This window comes from Planctobacterium sp. R6, assembly GCF_055755215.1.
Genome location: NZ_JBVTQY010000010.1, coordinates 69,376 through 95,072, shown reverse-complemented (window position 1 = coordinate 95,072; position 25,697 = coordinate 69,376). Strand labels below are relative to the sequence as shown.

The following is a 25,697-nucleotide window of genomic DNA, read 5'->3' as shown; positions in this document are numbered from 1 at the left end:
ATCTAAAAAAAGGCGCTTTGCAATTCATTGCAGGCGCCTGCTTTTACAAATTGAGAATACTGTCACTTCTGTCGTGATTTATCCCTGAACGTTTAATTGCGTTTTAAAACGCTGCGCATTTTGCACATAGTGAGCGGCTGAAAGTTCCAGCTGTGCACGTTGTTTATCAGATAGCGACTTAATGACTTTACCGGGTGACCCCACCACCAATGAACCGTCCGGAATTTCCATGCCTTCGGTGATGAGTGCATTGGCACCAATAACACAATGCTTACCGATTTTAGCGCCATTGAGCACCACCGCATTGATACCAATTAAAGAATAATCACCAATTGTGCAACCGTGCAGCATCACCTTGTGTCCCACGGTAACCCCTTCGCCAATAGTCAAAGGAACACCTTCATCCGTGTGCAACACACTGCCATCCTGAATATTGCTGTTTTTGCCGACAGTGATCTTGTCACAGTCCCCTCTAATCACCGCATTAAACCAGACACTGCTATTTTCTTGTAGCTCGACATCACCGACGACATGTGCGCCGGGTGCAATAAACACGGAATCATGTTGGCTAACCGTTAAATCGCCGAGTGAATAAATCATTTTTTGGTCTCCTGTTTAAGCCGCAATAACCCTTCCTGAGTCGTTGATGCGATTAAATCCCCGTTACTGGAAAACAATTGTCCTCTGACATAGGCCCGGCCACTGGCGCTGGTAGGGCTTTCAGAAACATATAACACCCAGTCATTAAAATCGAAACCGCGATGAAACCAGATGGCGTGATCTATCGTGGCCAGACGCAAATTACTGTCCGACGGTGACAGACCATGTTTACGCACTGCACTCATCAAAAAGTAGTAGTCAGAGGCGTAACACAGAGCGCGCTGATGAAAGGGAAGCTTATCTTCAACTTCGCTGTGTTCCCGCAAACGCATCCAGACAAATTGTTGTGCACTATCCTCATCAGATTTAACACTGCGTATTTCAATTGGTTTGTGGAAAGGAATAGCGGTTTTTAGCTTTTCCGACACCTGCATGCTGGGAGATTCGTATTTTTCAATATCATTATTCAGGGATTCAGGCCCGGGTACCTTTGGCATTTTAGGGGTTTGGTGATTAAACCCGTTCTCAGGTAACTGAAACGAGCACATACAATCAAAAATAATGTTGCCCTTTTGAATCGCCTTAACCCGACGAGTCGCAAAACTACGCCCATCTCTTACTCTTTCCACCTGACAAAACACCGGCAGTTTTGCATCGCCGGGCAACAGAAAGTAACAGTGTAAAGAATGCACCACAAAAGGGGCTTCCACTGTTTGTTGAGCGGCACTGAGCGCCTGAGCCATCACCTGACCACCGTACAAGGCTCTGAAGCCTAAATCCCAACTTGGAAAAAGAAAAAAATCTTCTTCAATTTTATCAGGGCTTAATAACTCATTGATTTTTGGTAACTTACTCATTGGATATTGTGTGATTCCATTTACTGAATGACATTCAGAAACCTAATTGAAAGCGGTTCAATTATTTCGCGATTAATGATTTTGGTTTCCTCTTGGATCTTTCGGATAGTATTTATCCGGCAGATGATCATGATGTTCAAAAAATCGGGTATCTTTATAGGGTAATTTCATAAAACCGGAAATCCCTTCGCCTTCGATTTTCGGTATTAATGCAACAATTTGCTGCAAACATTCACGAAATTCGTTTTCTTTACTGTGATCCAGTAATTTGTAATAACTGTGCACTTTTAAATGCAGTGTTAGTGCCTCGAAAATAATGCAACCGGTATGATGGATATTATTTAACCGTTTAATCACTTCCAGCATAGGCTCCGGGAGTCGTAATAATTCATCCGGATCATCGCCATCCTCAAAGTAACTATGGGTTCTTCCTTCTTCTTCCAAGGCTGAAATCAAACTTTTTTCATAAAAAATCGCGTCATCAGCTGCCGGAATAAAGGGCTGTTCAACTGAGGTTCTTTCGACATGCAAGGTATCTCTGGCATTGAACATACAACTTTTAAATATACCTACCCGGTGAATGGCTCGTGCCAGACGCACGACGTTATTAACCGACGCAATAAAGGAAGGCAGCAGCGCAGGCCGGTTAATATTCAAAGAAGAATCGATATAGACGCCATCTGCCTGCCAGCGAACCACAATACCACCCAACACCGGAAACTTACCCAGTCGTGAAACTGCGCTGACAAAGGCTTTTTCATTTTCGCCCATGCCCTGCATATAATTTTTGTAGTAGCGTTCAAATTGCGCATCATTCAGGTAACGCAATTCACTACTGTCTCCCTCTTCCCGCAGGAACGATTTTCTTGAGCTGTAAACCACAGTGTCTATTTCTTTTTGATCTTCGTGGTGCCAGCAGGGAATTAACGCCTGTTCGGGGGCGATTTTTGGGTCGCCAAAAACCAGGTTGGCCATGTAATGCATGTTCCGCAGAAAATAATCCCCGGCTTCCCGTTTAAGATGAACATCGTCACTTAACATGGCTGTCAGGGTTTGTGCCATTTCTTTAGGAAGCCCTACGGAATTGGGGGTGATAACCCGTTTACCAAAACGACAGGATTGCCCTGAGGCCAAGGCATAGAGTGTACTGGCTAACCCCTGTTCATCAAATCTGGGAGATGACAACTCACCGTTTAGCTGCTCTTCACCTATAAAATAGACATCGCCTAAGCGCGCATTGGTTTGTTGTAAATCACCGGACATCAGGTCCATTACATTATTGCTGACATACTGCCCGGAGGCGTCCACCTGAGCAAAAACCGAAGACCCCCAGTCAATTAGACCAACATCGCCATTTTCAGGGTTATAAACAATATTTGATGGCTTGATGTCACCGTGCACTATGGGTTTATCCTGGCCCTGATGCTTAAAAGCGCGCAAGCTGTTGAGGATATCGGTCATTTGTAAAGCAATATGAATCAGTTTAGGCACCGCTAATGGCCCTTCCTGTAAACTCAGTTGCTCTAAATCCAGGCCTAATGCACGTTCCATGACCAAAATAGCCTGTTTGCCTACGCGCTGAAATTCCACCAGAGGTGGTACATTGGGATGCTCCACATGATTCAGCATAAAGGCTTCTTCTTCCAGTCTGTCCTGAACATGTTGGGGTAAATTAGCTCGTGAAAACTTAAACACTAACTGCTGTCCCTCAGGCGAAATACCGGCAAAGGCAAAACCAAACGCGCCCTTGCCTATCAGCTCAATGTGCTCATAACCCAGCAACTGCAATTGCTCTTTACAGAGTTGCAACCAGTCTTTTAATTTTTGTGCATCCTGATGCGACAAAAGATAAATTGACTGTTCTTCCGGGATATAAAAGTGTTTTAAGTTAGAGGTGGTCATGTATCGCGCTATTTAACCGACTCAGTATTGACGGAGGGCTACAAGGTAAGCGAAAGCGCAATCTGCATCAACTTATTTAGGCCCGGACTTAACGTTAAGTGCCGGACCTTTAAGCATTTTACAGGAAGGGCATTCAGCGCGGAAACAGGACAACAGCGGTTCGCAATCTGGCTTTACCGTAGCGTGACAACTGCACAAAATCCTCCAGAGCAATCGGGATATGTTGGCAATCAATTGCCTGTTCTTTGTCGTCATCCAGATCCGGATCATGCAGATACAAACACTGTTGATCAATGCCCGTGACCGTAACCCAATGAGGAACTTTATTACCATTAAATTGGTAAGTGCTGATCAGGCATAAAACTCTGCCACCAAGCTGATACACTTCAGCTATATCCTCCTGAGATAATTCAGCAAGACACACTTCAATATTCGCTTGTCTGGCTTGCTCCAGAAATTGTTCCTCAACCGAATTTAGAATGCGTTTATTGTTCTCATTCCTGACCCCATCGGTAAACAACGGAACTTGCTGGTTCATGTAAACTTTGGCCTCAAAGCCTCGTTTCGCAGCAGCTAACGCCAATCCCAACGGATGACATCCACCGTGACCAGAGGTCATAAATATTGTGGTGGCCTCTCGCCAGATGTCCAGTTCAGTAAGTTGTGATAACTGAAAGTCGGACTCCATTGATGCCATGGCCATCATTAGCGCAGATGGCCCACAGGTAAACTCAGTCGTTTGCTGATACCAGGGGAAAGCCTTTGTTACCTTGGCACTGTATGCCTGGCGTATGGACTTTTGCATACGCAGTGCGTCTGATTCATCTTCGTAATACTTTTGATAGACGCCAAACACCTTATACCCTTGCTTTTGGTAAAGCTGAATTGCAGCCTGATTGTTATTGGCGACTTCCAGGCGCATGAAGAATTTACCCATGTCTACCGAACCTTGCTCCAGTGCGGTTAACAAGCGTCCGGACAATCCGGTTCCCCTTGCAGACTGACTCAGAGCAATAGAATACAAGCGGGCCAGTCGTGTTCCTTTGCGCATGATAACCAGCCCGTAGCCCAATAAATCCCCGTTTCCGGCTTTGGCCACCAGAAACACTCTGTTTTTAGCTTTTAACCAGTGCTGGAACTGCCGTTTGCTCAACCTGTCAGTGGCAAAGCATTGGGCTTCCAATGCAACAAGCGCCTGAATATCAGAGCTTTTAGCTTCCTGAATCAATTCCGCTGTTGCCATTTTTACTGCTGTATTCACTCTTTGCCCCTGGCTTCCAGGCGATCTGCAAACTCCTGCATTACCTGCATGTATAGTTCATCGCCCAGATATTTATCTTCCACTTTACTCTCAATACTGGGGTTATCATTCACTTCAATAACGTACACCTTGTCTTCAATCTGCTTAAGATCTACGCCATACAAGCTATTACCAATAAAGCTACAGGCTTTTATTGCCGCATCTAACACCATCTTGGGAACTTCGAAGGTTGGCATAGTATCAAAGCCACCAGAGGTACTGCGCTTCGCACCATGGTTGTAGATTTGCCAGTGATTGCGAGCCATGTGATATCGACAGGCATATAGGGCTCTGCCATTTAGTACGCCAATTCGCCAGTCAAACTCGGTATAGAGGTATTCCTGAACCAACACCAACGCAGATTCACTCAGTAACTTCGATAAATACTCTTCCAGCTCTTTGCGTTCTTTTGCTTTAAAAACCCCAAGAGAAAACGAGCTTTCGGGTAGTTTCAGCACCATGGGATAGCCAAAGTCCAGTTCCAGTTGATTCAGAATCTCAGGCGTGTAACGGGTAACAAACTGGGTTTTCGGTGCGGGCACCTTGTTATAGCTAAAGGCGTCCTGTAAAAACACTTTATTGCAACAACGCAATATCGATGTCGGGTCATCCATCACCACTAAGCCTTCCTGCTCAGCCCTGCGAGATAACGCGTATGTGTGGTTCTGGATTGCGGTGGTTTCCCGAATAAACAAGGCATCGTATCGGTTCAGTAAGTCGATTTGTTCATGGGTTACCAGTTCAGCACGAATCCCATGCTGCTCTGCTGCCCGAACAAATTTACTCAGAGCCACTTTATCACTGGGCGGTGTTCTTTCATTAGGGTTTACCAAGATGGCCATATCCCAGCGATACTTTTTACGGCTTTGACTACGCCAGACCTTGCGGGTAAACAGATCCAGTTGTTTGAAAAACAATTGTTGCTGAGGCTGGCTCAGATTTTGAAAATAGACATCCTGCACCACAACCTGCCACTGACCGTCTTTTTGATCAAGCAATACTCGCAATATAGGACTTGGGAACTTCACAAATAAGTACGTAGCAAGACGGCTTGCGGATTCCTCTTCACACCAACCAAAATACACCATAATCGGTTTATCGGTGATCACTTCCTGGGGCTTAATTAACCCTCTTGGCAAGGTCAACACGACGCGCCCCGCCTTGTTATCCACATAGGCTAAATCATTTATGGTGCTCACCGAAGGCATTACTTTGTGCTGCCGGGCTTCCGCCAGCAATGAACAATGATAGCCCTGACTCAGATAAGCCTCGGTGTTGCACAGGTTGATCACCCGGGTTTTTCCCTCGTTGAGTTTAGGAAACTCAGCCAGGTAATGAGCAAAATCCACAACGGTGGCATCCAATGTGGGCAAATGATTGATGTCGTCGGCGACAACGATGGTCTTAGCCATTGTTTAATAGTTACCTTGTTTAACAGTGAATTTAATAGTCAGGCGCTTTTTACAGCTCTTGTTACGGGAGTTAAAACGACATTTTTTTATCGTTACGAACAAATTTATTCGTTTCCACATTGTTTATTATTACATCACTATGAACATTGCCAATCATTAACCAGAGAGGAAAATGGCAACTTCAAAGATGACGTTTGATTCTGCGGATGACAACGAACAATGGACCCGTAAAAACAACGCTAACTTATATTTGTTAGACAGAAGTCTGTCTCGTATAAGAAGTAAAGACGGTCGAACCAAAATACGCAAAATGCGCAAAGAAAAAAATTAACTGTTGAACTGGAAAATAAATGAAACTTAAAACGTTGTTAATCGCATCGTTGTTGGCAGTACAAACTAATGCCAGCGCCAATGAAGCAGAAAAAGCCCCGAAAGAATTGCTCAATGAGATCATAGGATACTGTAAAGATATCGCTGCAGATGAAGGTATTGGCAGTGCACTATTGTCCGCCTACCTGCTGGAATGTGTTAATGCAGAACTGGAATCCGAGGGCTACGCCCCGGTAACTCAACTGCCTAAAAGCTAAGCAGTTAACCACAAATTCATAGTGAAATGGGTGTCTATGACACCCATTTTGTTTGTTCAACTTGTAATTTCAACCAATCCGAGGTATCAACGCATGAAAAGGTTCGAGATGTTTGATGCAATGGATATACGCTTTTTAAACACCTTTATTGAAGTGGCGAGAACACGGCATTTTGGCAAAGCTGCCGAAAACCTATATCTTACTCAGTCAGCCGTGAGTGCCCGTATAAAGCAATTAGAAGAGTACTTCAATACAGCGCTATTTGTGCGGCAGCGCAATAGTATTAAGCTAACCCTGGCTGGCGAAAAGCTGCTGCCCTTTGCCGAAAATTTGAGTCATACCCTGGGCGAAGCCAGGCGATCCCTGAAAGACACTGAAATTCAACACATTGTTATTGCAGGTACTCCTAATGCCTGGGAATTGTATTTACAAGATGAGTTGCCCGGGATTCAAAACCAGTTTACCGACCTGACTGTACGCGCAGAGGTGATCAATAATGAATCTATGGTGCGCCTGCTTCACGAACGCCTGATAGACCTGGCTTTTAGCCTTGAGCCAATTAAATCTGATGAAGTGGTAAGCGACTGTATCCTGACATCGTCTTTGGCCCTGTATAGCAGTAATCAGCAAGATATAGAGCAAGCATTAGAGCAATATATCCATATTGACTGGGGAGTAAAATCCAGCGAAGCCATTGAGAAGCAATATCCCAAAACGCGACAGGCAAACTTTCGAACGGGTTCCATCCAGGTCGCCTTGTCATATTTTGCCAAAAATGGCGGTAGTCTTATTCTGCCGGACAAAATTGCCGACTCATTTTCGGGTAACATGGATCGGCTGGAGACCGTCCCCATTGAAATCAAAACCTATATCCATTACCTGGCCGACACTAATAAGCGAGGCATGCAGGAAGTTATCGATTATTTGTCGGGTGAATAATCCCGGCAATTCCGCTGTTTTAATCCCTCATTTATTCGCCAATATTTTTTGCTACACTGAATATAATTACAAACAATCCTTGCTGTAACTTGCATGAACTTTGAAATGTTGGGTAATTTTGGTGATTTTGTCGGCGGTATCGCCGTGGTTATCACCCTGTTATATTTGTCTTATCAGATACGCCAAAACACCAAAGAGGTCCGCAATAACTCAATCCAGGCGTTGCTGGAACGCAGCATTCATCTTTTTGAAGACAATATAAATTCCTCATTACCGGAAATACTGGACAAATTAGACAATGGTGCCAGCATCAGCCAACCCGACAAATGGCGCGTGGAAATGTTTGTCAGGCGTAACTTTCAGCTCTATGAACTGGTTTATCTGAAACACAAAGAGTGTCGAATTTCGCAACAGGTTATGGAAGCCTACGAAAGACGCATGCTGGCCACCATGCAAAGAGACTACTTTGCTCAGTGCTGGTCACAAGTGAGTCAATTCTACACCGATGACTTTGTTAACTATGTTAACCAATTACAAAGTAAATAAATCCCCCCGCAAAAACTTAATCAGGACACCCATCGTAACCTCAATTCAAATTTAACCAAGACAGCCATCAAAACTGTACTTCGGTACAGTTTTCAAACTCAGCGATTTGTGCAAAATAGAAGTGGTTCTTATCAGACTCAGGAGGAGTCCAGATGCCAAAAGCCAGGAAGGCGCAAATCAGCCTTGAAGATACCCCCTATTACCATTGTGTTTCCCGCTGTGTGCGCAGGGCCTATTTGTGTGGTCAGGATAAATTCACCGGTATCAGCGGGTTTATGCGCTCATTAAACGAATACATTGCCAAAGAAGTCAACAGGGAAGATGAGTACACAGACCGCCTTTAACCGCCCCCTTCTCCGGTACTCACCCTTCGAGCCAACTAACGCTGTTCAAATTTTTCCATAAATATTTTGGAAAGGACGTTTGAAGTCCCAGGCCTTACTGCATGAAGCGGCACTTGCTGCCTATATGGTTTTATGGGTTTGACCCCCGTCAGGGCCGGAATAGCTAAAACATCCAGGTTAACCTGTATTCTTATACTATGGTCCAATACAGCGCCGTTTCTAATTCTTCTAAACTGACAAGTTAATAGCAATTAACCAGCCAGGGTGACACTTGCTAAAACGTAGACTTTGTTCGCTAAAATACAGTGCACACCAGAATGAAGGCAAGCGATGAACTTTCAGCGCGTTGTGTTATTTTTGCTACTTCTATACTTTGGTCTCGTCTCCAAAGGAGTTGCCTGCGACATTGACGAAAATGGGACCCCGGTACTGGTATTTCCTCCCAAGTTTGATTCCAAAACCCCTGAAAACGACTATGTTTTTCAGCTAATTCAACTTATTTTAAAAAAGTCGGAAGGCAGATTCGGACCATGCCAGGCTAAGTTGCTGGAATATAAATTATCCGTAAAACGCATGGAATATTATCTTGAAAAGCAAAAAGACATTCACGTCATCGCCCTAACGGTAAATACTCAGCGGGACAAGCGCTTTCTGCCGGTGCCCATTCCCATAAAAAAAGGATTAATGGGGTACCGGTTATTGATCATCAGGAAAGGGGAAGAAGAACGATTTGCTGGCGTAAAAAATCTGCGCGACCTTAGTCGTATGATCGCTGGGCAAGGCGTCGGCTGGTCTGATGCGGAAATATTGGGTCACAATAATCTCAATGTACTCACTGCTGGCAATGTAGGTACCTTAATGGATATGTTGATACATAGTCGATTCGACTACTTTCCCCGTGGTGCCCTGCAAATATCAACCGAGTTAGAAACACATCAGAACAAACCCGTTGTGATGGAGCAAGGACTGCTACTCAGATACCCAAACATGACTGCCCTGTATGTCAACGCACATAACCTGCCACTGGCAGAGAGGCTCAGATATGGCCTGAAAACGGCCTTTCAGGATGGTAGTTTTGAGCAGTTTTTCAATTCACATCCGTCATCTATTGCGGCAATGCAAAATATCAACCTGGATAAACGAAAAGTATTAAATATTTGCAATCCCATTCTGCCTGGTTGGGTACCGGTTAACAATGGGAAATTTTGGCTGGAGCCCTGGCCCGACAAATACCAGGAAGACGCCTGCCACAAAAGCGAATAAGACATGGCTCATGTGAGCACAGGTTAGCACAGATTACAGGGTTTCAGTCAAACTCGGGTCTGTGTGGTAATCTGCTTAGCTGATGCGGCAGTCAGGATTTGCTGCGGGCGGGTTCAAATTCGTCATAGCGCGGAAGCGGCGCATCCATATCATCCCAACAGGCTTTAGAACCCATAAAATTATGAGAGCCGGGTCGCTCATTGATATCGCTATCTAAGATACCCAAACGCAAGCGCAATTTCCCGGGGTTATCTGCGTTGGAGCTGTACACCGGGGAGGCACACTGGCCGCAAAAATGGCGTTTTTTACCTGGTTTAACTTCATAACTCGCCATTTTGTTTTGAGCATCAACAAGTTTAAAATCTGCCGTATTGATAAAACCATTGGTGGCATAAGCAGTACCACTGTTCTTACGACACAATGAACAGTGACAGTGAATGATATCGCTAATCTTGCCTGTTAATTCTATTTTAATTGCGCCACACAGGCAGCTACCATGATACATATTTTTTTCCGTTTCAAATTCCGTGATGACGACGAATATGGGTCACTAACCCCTTCTCATTAAACTCCAGCGACATTAAATTAACTGTCGAGTATTCGATAAACTGCTCGAGATGTGCCGGTTTCCCTTTCGCGTGCTCTTTGTACTTCACAAAAACGACATTGCGTCCCACCATCATATCCAAAATTTCCATGTGGCTAAATTCAATTTCATCGCTTAGTTTTGCCAACATTCCCTTTTTAAGTTCTGTTTTATCCGTCACAGTAACGTTAAATTTGACATGCTCATCCACAAACTCATCAGCAATCAACGCGATAAAGCGGTCAATATCCTTTTCTGAAGAATCGGGTTGCTGGCGGGCATTCTTGGCAGCAATAAAAGCTTGAGCTTTTGCAATCAACTCCTGTTCTGAGAGCGGCTCAGCGCTAGTACCCACTGTAATAAAGCCCAGTAAAATCAGGCATATCCGGATTTTTTTCATGACTTACCCTCTTGAGCAATACTAACTTGATGCTGATACATACCCCGCAACGCGTTATATAAACCCGCCGGAAACGTTAAACCATGGCTGTCATAGTTAAAAGACTCTGAAAGCAGGGACAAATCCAACGGGCGGTTCTTGCGAATTGCGGCTTCAAACTGGTTATAAACATCTCGCATTTCACCGGCTTCATTGCCAATATTGAGATACAAAAATCCGGGCTTAACCTCACCAGACACTATATAATCTTGTGCAGCCACAGAGGTTTCTCTCGCTCCCCACCACACTGCCGGGCTAAACGCCAAATGCGCCTGAAAAAGCTCAGGGTAAGCATGAAAACTATGCACCACTAATAAGCCTGCTACAGAATGTCCGGCAATGGTATTGTAGGTATTAGTTCGGTAATCCACATTTATGGCTGGCATTAATTCAGTTTTTAAAAACTGTAGAAACTTATCGCCGCCCCCACCTTCACCAAGAGGGCCTCTGGGATCCCGATTCACAGTAGGTGCATAATCCCTGATGCGATCTGTGCTGTGAATAGCCACCACCAGTTGCTCATTAGCACCACCTGAGATCGCCATTCTCCGATTTACTTCGGCCACCAGTGCGCCATTGCTCTCGCCGTCTAACACGTAAATAACAGGATATTTTTTGGCAGTATCTACACCATAAGACGCCGGCAAGTAAACGGTTATGCTGCGAGTCTCGTTGAGAATGTCTGATTGAAGTTCAAAACTTGTATCTGTTTTTGAAGGTTGTTTGTTTTCCGCCAGGCTAATAAAAGCAAACGCAGTAAAACTGAACAATAGAATCCATCTCACTATAATTTTTTCCTTTTTTATTGTTTTTTTATTGTTTTAAAACCAGGGCTGAAACGCTTGCAGATGTTGCTTTCCCGGGCCAGCAATATACTCCCAGGGAGCTTTGCTATCAACGAAGAGATGATGTTTAACCTGCAACTCCTCATAGCCGCTGTCCAGCAAACTCACCGGCACATATGTATGTAACTCGTCATTCTTACCCGGCAATGGCGATCCACAATACTGGCAAAAATTACACAACCAGTCATGATTTGGCTTTGTCCATTGACGAACGGCATCGCTGCCGCTGACAACTCTGAATAAAGTATTGGGAACGATAGTCACAGCGATACCACCACTGCCGGTTGCTTTGCGACAAATTGAGCAATGACATACAAAAACATCAGTTAAAGCTTGAAGAAGTTCAAATTTAACCTTGCCACAATTGCAAGAACCGATTGATTTGATTTCAGAATTATTATCTTTATTCATGGTCGGTAGTTTAACTACAAAAGGCCGCAATATGCTAAAAGATTTACACCTTATGGGTTAACGCGTCTCTTCGCAGCTACAGGGCTAATCTTAACCCAGACAAATAAATAGATAATGATGAGTTTGGTCATCGCACTGGTAGTGGCTAAAAGTATCAGTGGCCAACTATCTGTTACCGGCATAGTCAACGCAAAGGCGATGGTTGAGAAATCCATTGCCAAAATAAACTGGCTCATTTTCAGGTTTATTGCCCCGGTATGCCCTGAATCAATCACCAGTTTTATCTGATGCCAATATCCCTGTGCCAATAAAAAAGAAACGATACAGAAAATCATAGTAGAGACAACTTTTCCTTCATCGACAAAAGTTCCAGCTGACAAAAGGCCCAGGAGCGCCACAACTAAACTGACTGCGCAGCTAATGAAACTCCAGGCTGATGTTCTGGTATTTCGGCCAACCCATATTTCATACAAAATCAAAAGTACCAGAATAGCGGCAAGTAATCGTGGCCAAACAATATAGTGATTAAAAGGCTCTACAGAGAAGCCGTAGATAAAAAAGGCCAGATAGGCAAAATAACTTACAGTAAACTGATTCAACGACAACAGTGAGGTACTCTCGCTTCTGAGTTTGGCTGTGCTCTTGCGTTGCCAAACCGTGTTTAGCTGTGCATAAATTCCATAAACACTAACAACTATCAATAGCGAATTTAAAGTTCCGAAAAACACATACCAGTCCATTACCCTTCCTTATAAGCCCTTAATGTCGACAATATTAAGCTATAACATTATATTAAACGAATAAATATCCTAAATATTCAATATATTGTCGACATTAAAGTGATGGAATTTCACTCTTGCTCAGGAGGCTCACCACCGTCTTCTTTGCGTTTACGCTGTTCTTGTTTGGCTTTCTCTACATTTTTAAATTGCGGTGGTGGGATTGGAAATATGGAAAAGAGAGGAAACAGTGCCAAAAACAAATAGGCGCCTTTAGGCATCTTACGCCCCCATTTTACCAGGTACCGCATTCCAGCAATCAACAGAGCCTTTAACAGTAGTAAGACTAACACCAACAACCAGACATATCCGGTTTGCAGGACAGAGGTGATTTCCATGAGCCACTTTTTAAAGATTGAAACTCTGTATTTAGGCTTGTGGCTGGAATTATCAATAGATAACGCAAAGCTAATTTACTTAGCTCGCGTGGTATTGCTGAAAGGGTATAGGGAATAAATAGTCTGGTGTTTCTCGAGATGAAGGTGAGCTTTTCTTTTTTATGGAGATCGCTGAAAAAGTTACCACTGTTCCCCCTTAATTGCGTCTTCTGCGAAATCCGCTACGTTGTTAACCACAACTTAGATAGACTATGGTGATTCAATATTGGTTGTGACTTTTTCCCCAAATTAAACACCTTAAGCTCTCAATGATCTTTTCACATGAATACGGACTTCCTGGTTTACTTTTTTTATAGTTAACCCTTGGGTTGAATCTGCGCCAAAACATTTGTTTTCACTGCCCGATATTGCCTGACAACAAAAGCCAGATACGCAAAACCACCAAAAGGTATTTAAAAAAATCCCCGCGAGTGCGGGGATTTAAACATAAACTTTAATCAAGTGATTACTTCATTTCGGCCAACAACAAATAGGGATTCTCCAGGTAGGATTTCCAAAGGTTATTGAAGCGAACCATAGTAGCGCCATCGATGATGCGGTGATCACCAGACCAGCTTACCGTCATGATATTTACTGCTTTTACATTGTCGTTCTCATCAAAACGAGGCAGACGCTGCATTTTGCCCAGAGCAACAATAGCGGCTTCCGGCTTATTAATTACCGGCGTTGCCGTGGTGCCACCCAGTACGCCAATATTAGAAATACTGATAGTACCGCCCTTCAGGTCTTCCTGAGACAAGCGCCCTGCTCTGGCCTGGTCAACAATGCGGTTAACGTCCTGTGCCACTTCAAACAATGACTTATTTTGTACCTGCTTGATGTTAGGCACTAACAAACCAATTTTAGAGTCTACCGCCATGCCAATATTGTGATCATCGAAATAGGTGACCTCAGTGCAAGCATCATTCACCTGAGCATTGATGATGGGGAACTGTTTTAAGGCCATCGACAAGGCTTTTATGAAGATGGGCATAAATGTCAGCTTCACATCCTGCTTCTCAAATTGTGGTTTGAGTTGCTGTCTCAGTGCAATCAAGGCATCCATTTCGATTTCTTCGCTGACGCTGAAATGCGGAATGGTAAATACCGAATCCGTCATTTGCTTGGCCATAGCGGCTTTAACGCCGCGAATAGGCTCTACCCGTGTGCCACCAGACGACGGCGCAGCAGCAGTTGCTGTAGTGTCAGCAGCCTTAGCCTGATTAGCGCCTCCCTCAAGATAAGCTTTAACATCTTCTTTCATGACCCGGCCTTTTTTGCCAGAACCAGGAACCTTAGCGATATCAATGTTCGCTTCACGAGCCAGGCGACGTACAGCCGGACTGGCCAGGGCTTTACCCTGTCTGACAGGGGCATCATTGTTACTCGCAGTTGCAGTATTCGCGGTTGCAGTAACATTTGCAGAGGAACTGGTCTCCACTTTTGCCACAGGCGCAGCGCCAGATGAAGCGCCCTCAGTCTGAATAGCATACAGAGGTTCATGTACCTTGGCGATTTCGCCTTTGGCGTAATACAACTTAACCACAGTACCGGCATCTTTGGCCGGGATCTGCACCAGTGCTTTGTCCGTCATAACATCAGCGACAGGCTGATCTTCTGCAACAATATCACCTTCGCTTACCAACCATTCAACCAGCTCACATTCAACAATACCTTCGCCAATATCAGGCAGGATAAAGTCAATCACTGCACCGCCTGTGGTTGCAGCACCTGAAGATGCGACTTCCTGTTTTGGCTCTGGTTGGCTTTGTGCAGCAGGTGCGCTTGCCTCACTTGCCGCGCCGTCTACTGTCATAGCAAACAGAGGCTCGTGAACTTTGGCAATATCGCCTTTTTGATAATGCAGCTTTTCCACTACGCCATCGTGCATAGCGGGGATCTGCACTACGGCTTTGTCTGTCATCACTTCCGCCACCGGCTGATCTTCAGCAATACGGTCGCCTTCTTTAACGAGCCATTCAAGCAGCTCACACTCTACAATGCCTTCGCCGATATCAGGTAAAATAAATTCTGTCGTCATAGTCTTCCCCGATTAAAAGTGCATAGTACGCATGATGGCTTCATAGGTTTTCAGGTGATCTGGCATATATTCTTTTTCATGTGCCAAAGGATACGGAGTATCCAAACCACAGACACGCGCAATAGGTGATTCCAGATTCAGGAAGCAACGCTCCTGCACTGTCGCAGCCACTTCAGCAGCAAAGCCACCGGTTAACGGAGCTTCGTGGTTGATTAACAATCTGCCGGTTTTTTCTACTGACTGACAAATAGTATCAGCATCCCAGGGCTGAATACTGCGCAAATCGATAATTTCGCTGGAAACGCCATCTTTTTCCGCCATTTCAGCGGCTTTTTCGATGATTTCCATCTGTGCACCCCAGGCCAGCAAGGTGATATCAGAACCTTCTTTGACCACTTCAGCTTTACCTAATGGCAACTGATAATCTTCTTCCGGCACTTCGCCAACAGAAGCGCGATATAGGCGCTTAGGCTCCATGAACAATACCGGGTTGTCGTCGCGAATAGAGGCTAACAACAAACCTTTGGCCTGATAGGGATTACGAGGAATAACAATTTTAATCCCCGGACAGTGGGCAAAAAACGCTTCCGGAGATTGCGAGTGATAATGACCGCCCGCAATACCACCACCATAAGGTGTGCGGATTGTCAGGCTGCCTACTGAAAACTGTCCACCAGAACGATAGCGGAACTTAGCGGTTTCATTAACGATCTGATCGAAAGCCGGGAAGATGTAATCGCCAAACTGAATCTCAGCAACGGGAACAGAGCCCTGAGAGGCCAAACCATTAGCAAAACCTATGATGCCCTGCTCTACCAGTGGCGTGTTAAATACTCTGTCGCGTCCGAATTTTTCCTGCAGGTTACTGGTAGCCCGGAATACGCCACCAAAATGGCCGACATCCTCACCAAACACCATGACTTTTTCATTGTCTTCCATGGCGATATGCAAGGCATTGTTTACCGCCTGTAAAATATTCATTTTAGCCATTAGTCAATTCTCCCTGCGGTTTTAGGATAAGCTTCCGGATACTTCTTAATATGAGCTTTTAATTCGCTGAGTTGTTTTTGCAGTATTGGCGGCACTTCGGCGTATACGTCGGTAACTAACTCATCGATTTTACAAATTGGCACCTGCTCAACGCGCTTCAGCTCCTGCAGTACTTCCTGACGCATTTGTTCCACTTCTTTCTTGTTAGCGTCTTCATCCAACCAGCCTTTGGAAACCAGCCATTTAGCCATACGGGCAATTGGATCTCTTTCCTGCCACTTAGCTTCTTCTTCCTTGGAGCGATAACCGGTGGGATCATCAGAAGTGGAGTGAGCCGCTAAGCGATAGGTCATGGCTTCGATAAGTACCGGGCAATTTTCAGCCAGGGCGATTTCACGGGCTTTTTGCGTTGCCGCATAAACACCTAGTACATCATTACCATCAACCCGGATGGTTTTAACCCCATAACCGATACCGCGAGAAGCAATACCGTCACCGGCAAATTGCTCTTCTGCCGGAGTGGAAATGGCATAGCCATTGTTGCGGCAGAAGAAAATCACCGGGCAATTCAGTACCGCAGCCATGTTAACACCTGCGTGGAAGTCACCTTCCGACGCGGCACCTTCACCAAAATAACAAATGGTTACAGCGGGTTCACCGGCCATTTTCTGACCATAAGCATAGCCTGCTGCCTGCGGAATTTGAGTGCCCAGCGGCGAGGAGATAGTCATGAAGTTCAGTTCTTTGGCACCGTAGTGAATCGGCATCTGACGCCCTTTATTCGGCTCTTTTTCATTGCTGAACATCTGATTCATGAATTGCTCTGTGCTGTACCCACGGTATGCCAGAGAACCTTGTTCACGATATTGCGACATGATCATGTCTTGTGGCTCCAGAGCCGCCGCACTGGCAACCGTTGCACCTTCTTCGCCGGTAGAAGCCAGGTAAAAACTAATGCGTCCCTGTCGCTGAGCCGCCACCATGCGCTCGTCTAATACGCGGGTAAACTGCATAGTGGTATACATTTTTAACGCAGTTTCCTGATCAAGTTCAGGTTCAACAGCTTCTTTATGGACAACACCGTCCTGAGACAGGATTTGCAGCATAGGAATATCAATCAGCCCGTTGCTGATGATATTCACTTCATGTGCAATACCAACATGAGAAAGATGGTTTCTGGTTTTCATATTATCGCCTTATTGTGAGTGTCTCACACGACCTGATTATCAAATTCAGAACGTGCAGAACCAGCGTTATTTGATGGCTGTAAGTGTAGTCTTGTTCGCTTAAAAACGTGTTGCGATTTTTGGGAGAAATTTATCGGGGCAATCAGAATTTGCCCCATGCCTGCGTTATTTTTAGGATATCCATCCTAGTTTTTACAAATTTGTTATAACTCGTCTACAAGTTAACTACAAAGCGACATTATTGATGCAGAATTAGATGTGTTGATCAATCAATACCGGATTACCATCCGGATCGACGAGCATGATACTACCCGGCCCTTTTGAGTCCTCATCAACGGTGTCTAACAGTTCCAGTCCCTTTTCACGCAGCGCCTGCTGAATCTCCCTGACATCCTGATAGTTATCCAACGTACTGCAATCTTGTGCCCAGCCTGGGTTATAGGTCAGCATATTTTTTTCAAACATACCCTGAAACAATCCAATAGTACTGGAGTCATTTTTCAGGATTAAATAACCGTGTTCGATATTACCCGCGAACTCTTCAAACCCTAATGCCTCATAGAAGGCTTTCGATTTATTAATGTCCTTAACTGCCAGACTGACAGAAAATGCGCCTAGTTTCATAAACCACTCCCCTTGTATTGAATCATCAAGTATAGCGGGTAAGTGAAATTAGTGTAGTTGACTAAAAAAAGCGTAGCCAGCCTGCCCCCCATAAGCTACAGCCTTCGTTGAGGTGATACTCAAAACAGGCAACACACTAATGCATCCTTTTGTCTACGACTAAAGTATTAACGGATTACGACTTTAGTCTAATTCGCGAAAACACGCGTTTACCACTTTTGAGAAACCCTTTAAATTTGCCCACATTACAGGTCCAACACAGCACATTACCGCTGAAACGGATAAGCAGTAAAAAAGGAAAACACAATGAAAACATCTTTTGCCGCTCTCATAGCATTATTTAGTATAACTCTTACTGGACAGGCCCGGGCTGCGACAATCGAAACCTGTGCGATGGATTATTCAGGCGCAATCAACGCCGTTTATGTCAATGGTGGCAGAGTCACTGGTATTGCTAAAATTTTTGCCAGCTCATCAACAGATGAGGCGTTTACGCTGATTGCAGAAAACGGCATAGAGCATACCCGTCATGGCACTATTACCACCACCTTGGATCTCACTGATTTTGCGTTAAACGGTACCTGTCAGTTTGTGAATCGCTTCACGCCACTGCATTCTATCGATGAAGACAGCCCATGGAGACAATTTCAGATGCACAGGGCCAGTATTTATGACAGCACTATGTTGGCAAAATACGATCACAATGGTGTTCAGGCCGATCTTTTGATTGCCAATGGCTGGACCTGGGGAGATGACCTGTCATCCATCCATGTCTTTGAAATGGTTAATGGCAAATTCAACCCGGTAAAGTACGACATTGATACGGGAAACGGACAATTACCCCCTTACAAGGCCGGGAACCGTACTATGAGTGTGAGCGGTGACGGTGGGCAATGGCGTTATCGTGCTTCCGCCGTGAGCGCGGATGGTCGTTTAATTGTTGGCTATGCCAAACTGGACGAAACGGTGACTTTTAACAGTGGCGTAAAAATCAAGTCATCTGATAAGTTCGGTATGATGTGGCAGATCACTGAAAGCTGTGCGGTTAATCGGGGAAAGTGTAACAACCAAAACGCCAGTCGCCTCACCAGCGGCAGTTCTAAAACCGGTTCTATCGCGGTTCAATCACTTAGCGACACACAATTGCAAAGAGACTCGTCTGACAAAGCCAGCAATAGTGAGTTACCACAATTCGATAACATCACTTACGACAAAGCGTCTTTGTTGGAAGATGTATACAGTGTTACTGACCTTGGCAACAATAAGTACCTGATCAATGGCCGTTCTGCGTCCGGTAAGGCCATGATAGTGCGCGTTACCTTATAAACCAACTTACCACTGTGCTTTAGCGGCTTTCGGGCCGCTTTTTTTTGTTTTACTCACGACCGTCAGCGACTTTGACTGTACCCCGTTACACATCTTCCTGTATAATCGCGCGCTTTTTAACTAAACTACCGCATTACCACCAAGACTAAAGGCCCTGTATGACCGTAAAACAATTTGATCCCTCGCAAACCACTACAATGGATACCCCTAAAAAGGTTATCGAGCAACAGTCTCAGGAAAATCTGGCGACTGCTGACAGTGGCAACGCGAGAATTGGTTTTGTGAGTCTGGGTTGCCCTAAAAACCTGGTGGATTCAGAACGCATTCTGACCCAGCTTCGCACCGAAGGCTATGATGTGGTGCCGACATACAACGATGCCGATTTGGTTATCGTCAACACCTGCGGTTTTATTGATTCAGCGGTTCAGGAATCATTGGACACCATTGGTGAAGCCCTCGCGGAAAACGGTAAAGTGATTGTTACCGGCTGTCTCGGTGTAAAAGAAGACGAAATTCGCGAAGTTCACCCCAATGTATTGGCAATAACAGGTCCTCATGCCTATGAAACTGTGGTAGAGCAAGTACACGACAACTTGCCCAAGCCAGTTCACAACCCATTCAGCGATTTAATTCCTGAACAAGGGGTTAAACTAACGCCGCGCCATTACGCTTACCTGAAGATATCTGAAGGCTGTAATCACAGATGTACCTTCTGCATCATCCCGTCCATGCGTGGTGACTTGGTGAGTCGTCCTGTTGGTGAAGTACTGAGTGAAGCCGAGAGACTGAGCAACGCTGGTGTCAAAGAACTACTGGTGATTTCTCAGGATACCAGTGCCTACGGTGTAGATGTTAAAAACAAAACCGGATTCTGGGACGGAATGCCGGTAAAAACCGGCATGACAGAATTAGCTGAGCAACTGGGTCACATGGGCATATGGGTGCGATTGCACTATGTTTACCCCTATCCTTCTGTGGATAAAGTGATTCCATTGATGGCACAAGGCAAGATCCTGCCGTATCTGGATATCCCTTTTCAACATGCTAACAAGCGAATTCTGAAACTGATGAAACGCCCTGCCGCGGCTGAGCGCACCTTAGAGCGCATCAAAAAATGGCGTGAAATGTGTCCGGAACTGGTGATCCGTTCCACTTTCATTGTGGGTTTCCCTGGCGAAACCGAAGAGGAATTCCAGGAGCTGCTGGAATTTCTGGATGAAGCGCAATTAGATCGGGTTGGCTGTTTTAAATATTCAGAAGTAGAAGGCGCCACCGCCAACGATTTACCGGATCAAATCGATGAAGCCACAAAACAAGATCGTTACGAGCGCTTTATGCTAAAACAGCAAAAAATCAGTGCCGACAGATTGCAACAGCGCGTTGGTTTGATTATGCAGGTGTTGATTGACGAGGTAGACGAAGAAGGCGCAATTGGCCGAACCTATGCCGATGCACCGGAAATAGACGGTGTGGTCTATCTCAATGGCGATACTCAGGTGCAACCGGGCGATTTTGTCGACGTATTAATTGAACACGCCGATGAATATGACTTGTGGGGCAGTCGCGTAGAAGACTAACTTGCACTACACTCAGGGCATCTGAAAATATAGATGCCCTGAATTGATCACTTCTACACATCAGAACAACACCAGTTTCATCACGCTACTTTGCCTTTTACAGCTGTTACTGTCCGGCTGTAGTAGCAATCGCTTTATTGATTGGCACAGGCAAACAGATAAGATTGTCGCAATCCCCTCGCTTTCCGACTCGCAAATAAAACAACTGCATCAAGTCTCCGTACAATCACAGACACAATCACAGACACAGTTATTCAGCATGTGCACTGCACCGAAAAAGAATACGCCGATTCAAATGACCTTATTTAGCTGTCATCAATGGCTTAAGCACAATGCCGAAACACGTTATACAGAATCAAAAAGTAAAATAATTCCGCACTATAACGCAGCGCTGCTGCAAATCCTGACATCACAATCAGATTTAATCAGTTTCACCGCACCACATATACAAGTGCAAACAGAACCAGACCGGCTTGGTCAGGTTTTTGAGGAGATTTACCTCACAGCCAACATGCAAAACAAAGAGGCCCTTTTACAGCCTGAGGTGTTTTCAGGAATTGGCATTACCGCCGTTGCTTATCGACGGAACACCTATGAGATAGATGACCATGAATATCCGCTGGAAGGTATATATCGCCCAATCACCTTTTACGTCCATAAGGTAAGCATTTCAGCCCAGGATCTGCTCATTCATATTAAAGGCAAGCGGATGACCTCTCACAACCGCAACACCCTTTATCAATCTCAATTAGCCTATGCACCGGCTGCGGCATTTCTCACCCTTATCAACAAAGCTGATATTGATAAATCTTCCTTTATTGGCTTGCTTACCGCTGAACGGGCTGAGCATCGTTTTGGCATATTTGCTATTCAGGAATTTTCCCCAAATAAAACGCCGTTGTTGATGATCCACGGTTTAAATTCCAGCCCGCTGATTTGGCGCAAACTCACCATGGCTGTCATGAATGATGAAGCATTGAACAAGCGCTATCAGATTTGGCATGCCTTTTATCCATCAGGCCCACCTCCTTTTTACAACGCCATGCGACTGAGAAAGCGATTAAAAACCATGATGGGGAGATTTCACCAATCGGATTATGCGGGTCAAAGCCTCAGTATCATTGGCCACAGTATGGGCGGCATCATTGCCAAAACCTTTGCCGTTGATACCGGGCAACAACTGTGGGATACCGCATTTTCAAAGTCACCGCAAGACATGGCCAGTGTCTTAGAAAGCAATCCGCAAATGCAGGATATCTTTATTTTTAGCCCGCCTGCCCGGCTGAACAATGTGTTTTTCCTGGATACGCCTCATCGCGGCAGTGAAATGGCCAGCTCCTGGATAGGCAGACTGGGCGCAGGATTAATTAATCTTCCCAGCAATTTCACCAACATGTTTGCTGATGTGGTAGAAAAGTTTGGAATTGAGACCATCACCCCACCAATGCGTCCATTTCTGGCTACTCATGGCCCAAACAGTATTGAAGTGCTGCGCCCCGACCATCCACTGATGAACAAATTAAATAGATTCCCGCTACCAGAACGTACCTGGTCGATAGTAGGCTCAGACAATGAATTACATTGCGCAGGCCATACCTGTCTGACAATTTCGGACGGTGTTGTATCATGGACCAGTGCCACCCTGAATCAACAAGCCAACGAAGAGATCATCGTTGCCAGCAATCACGACTCCTTTAACAACGACACCGCCATTGAATTTATCCTGGCTAAGCTAAGGGATTGATTAAAATTCAAGATATTAGCGGGACAGCCATCACAAAATAGCAAAGTAGTCCTGGTATTTGGGTTTAGTTGTGTGGTTTGAAATGTCGAATTTAGAATGGGTGTCCGTGCTAATTATTAAACCTCTATAGTTTTCCAAGTCAGTAAAAATTGGCAGGAAGCAATAGACAGGACAGGCTCATATTTAAATTCAAATTGATGGTTTTAAAATGATGTTTTTAGCATGAGTGTCCACGTAGTTTTCTGAAGTAAATGACACGCAATCGCGCATGTAGAATTACCGTGACACCCACCTGAAATTTACCCAAATAGCCACCAATAACGGTATACCTTCGCTACTATTTATTTTTGCGCCCGGGCAATCGGTTTTCGGCTTCGGCTTCATAGTCGGCTATCCGGGTGTTCAGCCGATCCATTTCATCTTCCTGCTTGATGAGTTTTTCATTCAACAGCATGGTTCTGTCCACCAGACCGGAAATAATCTTGTCTTTGATGGATTCCCGTATTCTTACCGGTATTTTGCGAAACGCTTCGTAATCCACCTTCATCACCACCATTTCATCTTCGGCAATAACGGAGGCTGAACGAGGCTCTTTACAGATGAAGCCTACTTCACCGATAAACTGACCTGGAATTAAGGTGCCGATATTACGGCCCCGGTGGGTAACTGTGGCTTTACCAGCCAGGATAATGTAGAACCAGGGTTCATGTGCGCCTTCTTTGATAAAGCACTCTTTGGATTTAATCGGCGTAAATACCGCGCGCATTTTGAGTACAGATTCTCTTTCGATGGGCTGCAGATCCTTAAACAAAGGGACCCGTGAAAGAATTTCCATTAACTTTAAATTATTCATAATTCCTGCGACTTCCAGCCACTAAAACCTTTCTGTCTGAGTTGATTGTAGGCCACCTGAACAATTAAGCCTAGCGGAAATTTTAATTCATGTTGCGCATCCCTTGTGCTACCGATGTCGGATACTTGTTTCGACTACGCAACAACATTAAGGATTGATTGCCATCACTCAACCTGGCGATCAGACCGGCAATAATACGGTCTTTCACTGCTTCCCTTATGGCACCTGGCAGTTTGGAAAAGTTTGCGGCATCCAGCTTCATTGCCATGACCTGCTCTTTGGCAATCACAGTGGCAATACGCGGTTCATTGCAAATAAAGCCCACTTCACCAACAAATTGTGGCGGACGCAATGTGGCCAATTCCTGTCCATTGAGAAATACTTTGGCGATTCCCGTCAGTAAAATATAAAAACAGGCTTCTTTTTCGCCTTCTCTGACGATGACATCACCGGCAGAAAAAACGTCAAATGCTTTCGGCATTGCTACAATTACCTTACGATCGGACTCAGACAAATCATTGAACAGCGGAATGCGACCCAGAATATCCAGTAATTTAACGTTATCCATAGATGCAACCTGTTTGCGATAGTTACTTTCTATATCGGTAGTAAATCTTAGTAAGCACAGGTTTAAATTGTGAAGTGGCTCACAAATCAGCGTTTTTCAGCATGTTTTCTGTTAATTTTTTGGATGGCTGCACCCCCAAAGACTGAAACTCTTCGGCTTTTTTGATGAGGTTACCACGCCCTTCATAGAGTTTGCTGTTGGCGTCATTGAATCGTTTTTGCACCGAATTGATTGCCTCGCCCAGCTTTTCCATATCCACCACAAAACCATAAAACTTGTCATACAGATCGGCTGCTTTTTTAGCAATGTTACGGGCATTTTGATTTTGGTATTCATATTGCCAGATATTGTGGATGGTGCGCAGGGCCACCAGTAAATTGGTAGGACTCACCAGCAATACATTGTAATCCATGGCTAGTTTAACCAGCTCAGGGGATTCGTCGAGCGCCAGCATAAACGCGCCCTCTACCGGAATAAACATCAAAACGTATTCCAGACTTCGTTCGCCCAGCAGATCGTGATATTCCTTGCGACCCAGTTCTCTAATGTGCCCTTTAACCGACTGGATATGCTCCTTGAGGTAGCGTTGTTGCTCCTGTTGCGAGCCAGCGTTATAAAAGCGTTCATAAGCATTCAAAGAGACTTTGGAATCAATGATCACCTCTTTGTTTTCCGGTAAGTGTACCAACACATCTGGCTGCAGTAACTTGCCATCTTCTCGTCTTTTGCTCACCTGAGTATCATATTCATGGCCTTCGCGCAGGCCACTCTCTTCCAGAATTTTTTGCAAAACCATTTCGCCCCAATTCCCCTGTTTTTTATTGTCCCCCTTCAGGGCACGGGTCAGTGCTGAGGCTTCTTCGGTTATCTTCTTGTTGAGTTGTTGCAAATTGATAATTTCAGTTTTCAGTGAGGCTCTTTCCTGTCCTTCCCGTATCGCCTGTTGACTTACCTGATTGCGAAAGCCTTCGATTTGCTGTTTCAGCGGATCTAACAACAACGCCAGTTTTTGTTGGCTGTGTTTTTCGAACTCTGATGAGTGGTTTTTAAAGATTTGATTTGCCAGGTTTTCAAACTGTTTTTGCAGTTGCTGTTCGGCGTTTTGCAAAATCTGTAACTTTTCCTGGGCGCCTTTATTTTCGTGTTCTCGGGCGGTTTTTTCTGATTCCAGGTTGTTACGCGTATCCGCATAAAGACTTTTTAAATTATCCAATTGTTCCTGTAATTCGTCATTCTCTTCTTCCAGCCCGGTCAGTTGCTGTAACTGCTGTTCCATTCGGGCGTTGCGCATTTTGTATTGGCTCAGTGATTCAGACTGCTCTATAAACTGCCGATTCAGCAGTTCATTTTGTTGTTTGAGCTGCATTGCTTCCTGGCGCAATACCTCATCCTGTTGTTTTAAAAACCCCAGTTGTTCGTTCAAGGTTTGCAATTGCATCTGGTGGGTTATCTGAGTTTGCTGTGCCAACTGCACCTGATTATTGAAGCGCATTTTAAGCAATATGAACACCACAGTCGCAGCCACCAGTGCACCGGATATTGCCCACAAAACAGGATCTAAGGCCATTGGATTCCTTGTTAAAATAGTTCGATACGTCAG

At 44.9% G+C, this 25,697-nt stretch carries 26 protein-coding genes and 1 pseudogene; 9 read left to right on the top strand and 18 right to left on the bottom strand.

Annotation, left to right across the window (positions count from 1 at the left end):
* Positions 1 to 78: 78 nt before the first annotated feature.
* The 5 genes from AC0J20_RS08910 to AC0J20_RS08890 form a co-directional block, all read right to left on the bottom strand.
* Positions 79 to 600, bottom strand: a complete 522-nt coding sequence (locus AC0J20_RS08910; RefSeq protein WP_473021402.1) for a gamma carbonic anhydrase family protein — start codon at positions 598 to 600, stop codon at positions 79 to 81.
* Positions 597 to 1,457 carry an acyl-CoA thioesterase gene (locus AC0J20_RS08905; RefSeq protein WP_229527190.1) on the bottom strand — a complete coding sequence of 287 codons (861 nt, stop codon included), beginning with the start codon at positions 1,455 to 1,457 and terminating at the stop codon, positions 597 to 599. The genes AC0J20_RS08910 and AC0J20_RS08905 overlap by 4 nt, the downstream gene beginning before the upstream one ends.
* Before the next feature lie 72 nt (positions 1,458 to 1,529).
* Positions 1,530 to 3,359, bottom strand: coding sequence for a serine/threonine protein kinase (locus tag AC0J20_RS08900; protein WP_473021401.1), 1,830 nt, complete (start codon positions 3,357 to 3,359; stop codon positions 1,530 to 1,532).
* Between the two features lie 133 nt (positions 3,360 to 3,492).
* Positions 3,493 to 4,602, bottom strand: a complete 1,110-nt coding sequence (locus AC0J20_RS08895; protein WP_473021434.1) for a peptidase C39 family protein — start codon at positions 4,600 to 4,602, stop codon at positions 3,493 to 3,495.
* A gap of 14 nt (positions 4,603 to 4,616) precedes the next feature.
* Positions 4,617 to 6,071, bottom strand: a complete 1,455-nt coding sequence (locus tag AC0J20_RS08890) for a RimK family protein (RefSeq protein ID WP_229527188.1) — start codon at positions 6,069 to 6,071, stop codon at positions 4,617 to 4,619.
* 172 nt (positions 6,072 to 6,243) lie between these two features.
* On the opposite strand from AC0J20_RS08890, the gene AC0J20_RS08885 reads away from it, so the two are divergent.
* From AC0J20_RS08885 to AC0J20_RS08860, 6 genes and pseudogenes are all read left to right on the top strand, one after another.
* Positions 6,244 to 6,402, top strand: a complete 159-nt coding sequence (locus AC0J20_RS08885) for a hypothetical protein (protein WP_229527187.1) — start codon at positions 6,244 to 6,246, stop codon at positions 6,400 to 6,402.
* Between the two features lie 19 nt (positions 6,403 to 6,421).
* Positions 6,422 to 6,658 carry a hypothetical protein gene (locus tag AC0J20_RS08880; protein WP_229527186.1) on the top strand — a complete coding sequence of 79 codons (237 nt, stop codon included), beginning with the start codon at positions 6,422 to 6,424 and terminating at the stop codon, positions 6,656 to 6,658.
* A 93-nt stretch (positions 6,659 to 6,751) separates the two neighbouring features.
* Positions 6,752 to 7,597 carry a LysR family transcriptional regulator gene (locus AC0J20_RS08875; RefSeq protein ID WP_473021400.1) on the top strand — a complete coding sequence of 282 codons (846 nt, stop codon included), beginning with the start codon at positions 6,752 to 6,754 and terminating at the stop codon, positions 7,595 to 7,597.
* Positions 7,598 to 7,690: 93 nt separating this feature from the next.
* The gene (locus tag AC0J20_RS08870; protein WP_229527184.1) at positions 7,691 to 8,143 is read left to right on the top strand and encodes a hypothetical protein; all 453 of its coding nucleotides are present in this window, start codon (positions 7,691 to 7,693) and stop codon (positions 8,141 to 8,143) included.
* Between the two features lie 152 nt (positions 8,144 to 8,295).
* Positions 8,296 to 8,412, top strand: a pseudogene (locus AC0J20_RS08865) (transposase); the annotation flags it as partial.
* 405 nt (positions 8,413 to 8,817) lie between these two features.
* On the top strand, positions 8,818 to 9,750 hold the full coding sequence (locus AC0J20_RS08860; RefSeq protein ID WP_473021399.1) for a hypothetical protein: 933 nt from the start codon (positions 8,818 to 8,820) through the stop codon (positions 9,748 to 9,750).
* Positions 9,751 to 9,841: 91 nt separating this feature from the next.
* Here the strand turns inward: AC0J20_RS08860 and AC0J20_RS08855 are convergent, their stop codons facing one another.
* The 10 genes from AC0J20_RS08855 to AC0J20_RS08810 all read right to left on the bottom strand — a co-directional run bounded on the left by AC0J20_RS08855 (position 9,842) and on the right by AC0J20_RS08810 (position 18,029).
* Positions 9,842 to 10,255: a GFA family protein gene (locus tag AC0J20_RS08855; RefSeq protein WP_473021398.1), complete on the bottom strand. Its 414-nt coding sequence runs from the start codon at positions 10,253 to 10,255 to the stop codon at positions 9,842 to 9,844.
* A gap of 13 nt (positions 10,256 to 10,268) precedes the next feature.
* Positions 10,269 to 10,736 carry a nuclear transport factor 2 family protein gene (locus AC0J20_RS08850; RefSeq protein ID WP_473021397.1) on the bottom strand — a complete coding sequence of 156 codons (468 nt, stop codon included), beginning with the start codon at positions 10,734 to 10,736 and terminating at the stop codon, positions 10,269 to 10,271.
* Entirely contained in the window at positions 10,733 to 11,560 is an 828-nt protein-coding gene (locus AC0J20_RS08845) for an alpha/beta hydrolase (RefSeq protein ID WP_473021396.1), read from the bottom strand. The genes AC0J20_RS08850 and AC0J20_RS08845 overlap by 4 nt, the downstream gene beginning before the upstream one ends.
* 36 nt (positions 11,561 to 11,596) lie before the next feature.
* Positions 11,597 to 12,031 carry a GFA family protein gene (locus AC0J20_RS08840; protein WP_473021395.1) on the bottom strand — a complete coding sequence of 145 codons (435 nt, stop codon included), beginning with the start codon at positions 12,029 to 12,031 and terminating at the stop codon, positions 11,597 to 11,599.
* Between the two features lie 50 nt (positions 12,032 to 12,081).
* On the bottom strand, positions 12,082 to 12,771 hold the full coding sequence (locus AC0J20_RS08835) for a hypothetical protein (RefSeq protein WP_473021394.1): 690 nt from the start codon (positions 12,769 to 12,771) through the stop codon (positions 12,082 to 12,084).
* Positions 12,772 to 12,881: 110 nt separating this feature from the next.
* Positions 12,882 to 13,148: a hypothetical protein gene (locus AC0J20_RS08830; protein ID WP_473021393.1), complete on the bottom strand. Its 267-nt coding sequence runs from the start codon at positions 13,146 to 13,148 to the stop codon at positions 12,882 to 12,884.
* A 505-nt stretch (positions 13,149 to 13,653) separates the two neighbouring features.
* Positions 13,654 to 15,228, bottom strand: coding sequence for a dihydrolipoyllysine-residue acetyltransferase (locus tag AC0J20_RS08825; RefSeq protein WP_229527175.1), 1,575 nt, complete (start codon positions 15,226 to 15,228; stop codon positions 13,654 to 13,656).
* 12 nt (positions 15,229 to 15,240) lie between these two features.
* Positions 15,241 to 16,218 carry an alpha-ketoacid dehydrogenase subunit beta gene (locus AC0J20_RS08820; protein WP_229527174.1) on the bottom strand — a complete coding sequence of 326 codons (978 nt, stop codon included), beginning with the start codon at positions 16,216 to 16,218 and terminating at the stop codon, positions 15,241 to 15,243.
* Positions 16,218 to 17,405, bottom strand: coding sequence for a thiamine pyrophosphate-dependent dehydrogenase E1 component subunit alpha (locus tag AC0J20_RS08815; protein ID WP_229527173.1), 1,188 nt, complete (start codon positions 17,403 to 17,405; stop codon positions 16,218 to 16,220). Before AC0J20_RS08815 ends, AC0J20_RS08820 begins: the two co-directional genes overlap by 1 nt.
* A gap of 252 nt (positions 17,406 to 17,657) precedes the next feature.
* Complete coding sequence (locus tag AC0J20_RS08810; protein ID WP_473021392.1) at positions 17,658 to 18,029, bottom strand: VOC family protein; 372 nt, start codon at positions 18,027 to 18,029, stop codon at positions 17,658 to 17,660.
* Between the two features lie 306 nt (positions 18,030 to 18,335).
* Here AC0J20_RS08810 and AC0J20_RS08805 point away from each other — a divergent pair, with 306 nt between their 5' ends.
* The 3 genes from AC0J20_RS08805 (at position 18,336) to AC0J20_RS08795 (ending at position 22,676) form a co-directional block, all read left to right on the top strand.
* Positions 18,336 to 19,355 carry a hypothetical protein gene (locus AC0J20_RS08805; protein WP_473021391.1) on the top strand — a complete coding sequence of 340 codons (1,020 nt, stop codon included), beginning with the start codon at positions 18,336 to 18,338 and terminating at the stop codon, positions 19,353 to 19,355.
* 158 nt (positions 19,356 to 19,513) lie between these two features.
* Positions 19,514 to 20,932: a 30S ribosomal protein S12 methylthiotransferase RimO gene (gene rimO / locus AC0J20_RS08800; RefSeq protein WP_473021390.1), complete on the top strand. Its 1,419-nt coding sequence runs from the start codon at positions 19,514 to 19,516 to the stop codon at positions 20,930 to 20,932.
* A 295-nt stretch (positions 20,933 to 21,227) separates the two neighbouring features.
* A complete protein-coding gene (locus tag AC0J20_RS08795; RefSeq protein ID WP_473021389.1) occupies positions 21,228 to 22,676 on the top strand; it encodes an esterase/lipase family protein in 1,449 nt (482 codons plus the stop codon).
* A gap of 337 nt (positions 22,677 to 23,013) precedes the next feature.
* Here the strand turns inward: AC0J20_RS08795 and AC0J20_RS08790 are convergent, their stop codons facing one another.
* The 3 genes from AC0J20_RS08790 to AC0J20_RS08780 all read right to left on the bottom strand — a co-directional run bounded on the left by AC0J20_RS08790 (position 23,014) and on the right by AC0J20_RS08780 (position 25,664).
* Positions 23,014 to 23,529: a cyclic nucleotide-binding domain-containing protein gene (locus AC0J20_RS08790; RefSeq protein WP_229527167.1), complete on the bottom strand. Its 516-nt coding sequence runs from the start codon at positions 23,527 to 23,529 to the stop codon at positions 23,014 to 23,016.
* Positions 23,530 to 23,611: 82 nt separating this feature from the next.
* Positions 23,612 to 24,097: a cyclic nucleotide-binding domain-containing protein gene (locus tag AC0J20_RS08785; protein WP_229527166.1), complete on the bottom strand. Its 486-nt coding sequence runs from the start codon at positions 24,095 to 24,097 to the stop codon at positions 23,612 to 23,614.
* Between the two features lie 79 nt (positions 24,098 to 24,176).
* Positions 24,177 to 25,664 (bottom strand): DNA recombination protein RmuC, encoded by a 1,488-nt coding sequence (locus AC0J20_RS08780; protein ID WP_473021388.1) that lies wholly within the window; start codon positions 25,662 to 25,664, stop codon positions 24,177 to 24,179.
* Between the last annotated feature and the right edge of the window lie 33 nt (positions 25,665 to 25,697).

Bases quoted from the DNA above. Each gene is read 5' to 3' on its own strand.
- AC0J20_RS08835 (WP_473021394.1), bottom strand. From the start codon at position 12,771: ATGGACTGGTATGTGTTTTTCGGAACTTTAAATTCGCTATTGATAGTT.
- AC0J20_RS08880 (WP_229527186.1), top strand. From the start codon at position 6,422: ATGAAACTTAAAACGTTGTTAATCGCATCGTTGTTGGCAGTACAAACT.
- rimO (WP_473021390.1), top strand. From the start codon at position 19,514: ATGACCGTAAAACAATTTGATCCCTCGCAAACCACTACAATGGATACC.
- AC0J20_RS08810 (WP_473021392.1), bottom strand. From the start codon at position 18,029: ATGAAACTAGGCGCATTTTCTGTCAGTCTGGCAGTTAAGGACATTAAT.
- AC0J20_RS08855 (WP_473021398.1), bottom strand. From the start codon at position 10,255: ATGTATCATGGTAGCTGCCTGTGTGGCGCAATTAAAATAGAATTAACA.
- AC0J20_RS08830 (WP_473021393.1), bottom strand. From the start codon at position 13,148: ATGGAAATCACCTCTGTCCTGCAAACCGGATATGTCTGGTTGTTGGTG.
- AC0J20_RS08805 (WP_473021391.1), top strand. From the start codon at position 18,336: ATGAAAACATCTTTTGCCGCTCTCATAGCATTATTTAGTATAACTCTT.
- AC0J20_RS08900 (WP_473021401.1), bottom strand. From the start codon at position 3,359: ATGACCACCTCTAACTTAAAACACTTTTATATCCCGGAAGAACAGTCA.
- AC0J20_RS08905 (WP_229527190.1), bottom strand. From the start codon at position 1,457: ATGAGTAAGTTACCAAAAATCAATGAGTTATTAAGCCCTGATAAAATT.
- AC0J20_RS08780 (WP_473021388.1), bottom strand. From the start codon at position 25,664: ATGGCCTTAGATCCTGTTTTGTGGGCAATATCCGGTGCACTGGTGGCT.
- AC0J20_RS08790 (WP_229527167.1), bottom strand. From the start codon at position 23,529: ATGAATAATTTAAAGTTAATGGAAATTCTTTCACGGGTCCCTTTGTTT.
- AC0J20_RS08825 (WP_229527175.1), bottom strand. From the start codon at position 15,228: ATGACGACAGAATTTATTTTACCTGATATCGGCGAAGGCATTGTAGAG.
- AC0J20_RS08785 (WP_229527166.1), bottom strand. From the start codon at position 24,097: ATGGATAACGTTAAATTACTGGATATTCTGGGTCGCATTCCGCTGTTC.
- AC0J20_RS08850 (WP_473021397.1), bottom strand. From the start codon at position 10,736: ATGAAAAAAATCCGGATATGCCTGATTTTACTGGGCTTTATTACAGTG.
- AC0J20_RS08815 (WP_229527173.1), bottom strand. From the start codon at position 17,405: ATGAAAACCAGAAACCATCTTTCTCATGTTGGTATTGCACATGAAGTG.
- AC0J20_RS08910 (WP_473021402.1), bottom strand. From the start codon at position 600: ATGATTTATTCACTCGGCGATTTAACGGTTAGCCAACATGATTCCGTG.
- AC0J20_RS08885 (WP_229527187.1), top strand. From the start codon at position 6,244: ATGGCAACTTCAAAGATGACGTTTGATTCTGCGGATGACAACGAACAA.
- AC0J20_RS08820 (WP_229527174.1), bottom strand. From the start codon at position 16,218: ATGGCTAAAATGAATATTTTACAGGCGGTAAACAATGCCTTGCATATC.
- AC0J20_RS08890 (WP_229527188.1), bottom strand. From the start codon at position 6,071: ATGGCTAAGACCATCGTTGTCGCCGACGACATCAATCATTTGCCCACA.
- AC0J20_RS08840 (WP_473021395.1), bottom strand. From the start codon at position 12,031: ATGAATAAAGATAATAATTCTGAAATCAAATCAATCGGTTCTTGCAAT.
- AC0J20_RS08870 (WP_229527184.1), top strand. From the start codon at position 7,691: ATGAACTTTGAAATGTTGGGTAATTTTGGTGATTTTGTCGGCGGTATC.
- AC0J20_RS08895 (WP_473021434.1), bottom strand. From the start codon at position 4,602: ATGGCAACAGCGGAATTGATTCAGGAAGCTAAAAGCTCTGATATTCAG.
- AC0J20_RS08860 (WP_473021399.1), top strand. From the start codon at position 8,818: ATGAACTTTCAGCGCGTTGTGTTATTTTTGCTACTTCTATACTTTGGT.
- AC0J20_RS08795 (WP_473021389.1), top strand. From the start codon at position 21,228: ATGACCTTATTTAGCTGTCATCAATGGCTTAAGCACAATGCCGAAACA.
- AC0J20_RS08875 (WP_473021400.1), top strand. From the start codon at position 6,752: ATGAAAAGGTTCGAGATGTTTGATGCAATGGATATACGCTTTTTAAAC.